3 protein-coding genes and 1 pseudogene are annotated in these 1,858 nt (G+C 68.0%); 2 read left to right on the forward strand and 2 right to left on the reverse strand.

The features are described 5' to 3' along the window. Both proC and ACFWF3_RS34360 read left to right on the forward strand, forming a co-directional pair. Window positions 1-826 (forward strand): pyrroline-5-carboxylate reductase (gene proC / locus ACFWF3_RS34355; RefSeq protein ID WP_379318200.1); only part of this gene is annotated, 826 nt, incomplete at its 5' end. A 33-nt stretch (window positions 827-859) separates the two neighbouring features. Then, complete coding sequence (locus tag ACFWF3_RS34360; RefSeq protein WP_378991877.1) at window positions 860-1,243, forward strand: hypothetical protein; 384 nt, start codon at window positions 860-862, stop codon at window positions 1,241-1,243. Here ACFWF3_RS34360 and ACFWF3_RS34365 read toward each other — a convergent pair. Beyond that, window positions 1,223-1,444, reverse strand: coding sequence for a hypothetical protein (locus ACFWF3_RS34365; protein WP_378991878.1), 222 nt, complete (start codon window positions 1,442-1,444; stop codon window positions 1,223-1,225). The genes ACFWF3_RS34360 and ACFWF3_RS34365 overlap by 21 nt on opposite strands. Window positions 1,445-1,500: 56 nt before the next feature. Continuing rightward, window positions 1,501-1,858: pseudogene (locus ACFWF3_RS34370) on the reverse strand (MFS transporter); the annotation flags it as partial.

Here is a 1,858-nt window from a genome sequence, read left to right on the forward strand (position 1 = left end):
GGATCTGGTGGTTGTGGGGCGGGTGTTGGCGCGGGTCGAGCGGTTCGGCATCCGGGCGATGACCAGTCTCGCGGATGCGACCGAGAATGCGGATCTGATGGTGATCGCGGTGAAACCGCGCGATGTGGACGGCGTGCTCGCCGAACTGGCCGAGTCGATGGTTGGCAGGGCGCGCGATCAGGTGCTGGTGTCGCTGGCCGCGGGTGTATCGACGGCACGGATGGAAGCTGAGCTGCCCGCCGGTTTCCCGGTGGTGCGGGTCATGTCGAACACCCCGATGCTGGTCGGCCAGGGCATGAGCGCCATCGCGGCGGGCCGTCACTGTAGCGAGGAGCAGTTGCGGCTGGTCGGTGAGGTGATGGAGGCGGTCGGCAAGGTGGTGACCGTCGCCGAGTCGCAGATGGACGCGGTGACCGCGGTGTCGGGTTCGGGGCCCGCGTATTTCTTTCTGGTGATCGAGGCCATGATCGACGCCTCGGTGCAGCTGGGTCTGTCCCGGGAGGTAGCCACCCAGTTGGTGCAGCAGACCATGCTCGGTTCGGCCGCGTTGTTGACCGAGTCGGGCCGGTCTTGCGTGGAGTTGCGCGCTGCCGTCACCTCACCCGAGGGAACGACCGCAGGGGCGATGCGAGAACTCGAGCGGGGTGGTGTGCGTTCGGCTTTCGGTCAGGCATTGATCGCGGCAGAACGCCGTTCGGCCGAACTGGGCGCGCTGTCGAACCAGCCTCGCTCTATTCCAGGCCGGCTGTCCGAATCCCTGCTTCCCCCAGCGATTTCCGGCCGTGGACCGCTGTTTGAGCCGTCGAAAGGCGGGCATTCGCACTGAGCAAGGAAAAACCTCTACCGGAGGGACAGCGTCGTGTTCACACATCTACGAGGGGCCGTGTTGATCGGGCTGCTGGTTGTCGCCGGCTGCGCTACCAGCACCGAGGCACCTGATCCCGGTCTGCCGCCGTCGGCCGAGGGCGCGCCGGAAATCTCCGATGAGGCGGCCGCGCACCTGTGCGAGATGATGGCCCCGGATCTCGATAATTGGCGTGCGCAGGGAGTCACTGTGGCGCGCGTGTCGTTCAACGCCACAGTGCAGAACTGGGCGGTGCGCAGCGGCGGCATCAATGTGGCGGTGGCTCGCAACCGCGAGGTGATCGATGCCGTCACCCAGCAGCACTGCGCTGATGTGCGCCAGCAGGCCATGCAGGCCCTGGATGTGCCGGATCTGGCCTCAGCGCTCGCCGGAGTCTGAGACGCCTGCGTCGGAAACCACGGCGGGCGCGGTGTCCTCGGCACCACGGCGCCGGTCACGCAACACCAGCACGCCCGCCGCGACCGCCCAGATCACCGCGAACGCGACCGCGCGCATCAGGCTCCAGTTGACCATCAGCATCACGAGCGCGACACCACCGAACAGTGTCAACAGCCGGGCGGTACTCGTCTGACCTTTCATCGCCAGATCATCGCACGGCCCCAGCCTCTTGCCAGGACGAGCTGTCACCACAACGCTCAGGTCTCGACCCGCACGACCTCGTCGCGAACCGCAGGCCGACGAGTGGCCCACGCCAATGCGGGCACGATCAGCAGCGCGATCCCCGCACCGAGGAACGCCAGACCCGGGTAGTCGGCGAATGCCACGATGACCCCGGATCCCAGCCCGCCCCCAGCGCCCGCGACCGCGATGCCCACATCGACGGTGCCCTGTGTCCGAGCCCGGGTGGCGACCGGCGTCGCATCCGCGATCATCGTCGTCCCCGCGACCAGTCCCAGATTCCAGCCCACCCCGAGCAGTCCGAGCGCCACCGCCAGCGCCGCGACCGAACTCGGCGGTGCGAGCGCAGCCGCCGTGGCAGCCGCGACCAAGGTG

The sequence above is a fragment of the Nocardia sp. NPDC060220 genome, assembly GCF_042727815.1.
GTDB lineage: Bacteria > Actinomycetota > Actinomycetes > Mycobacteriales > Mycobacteriaceae > Nocardia.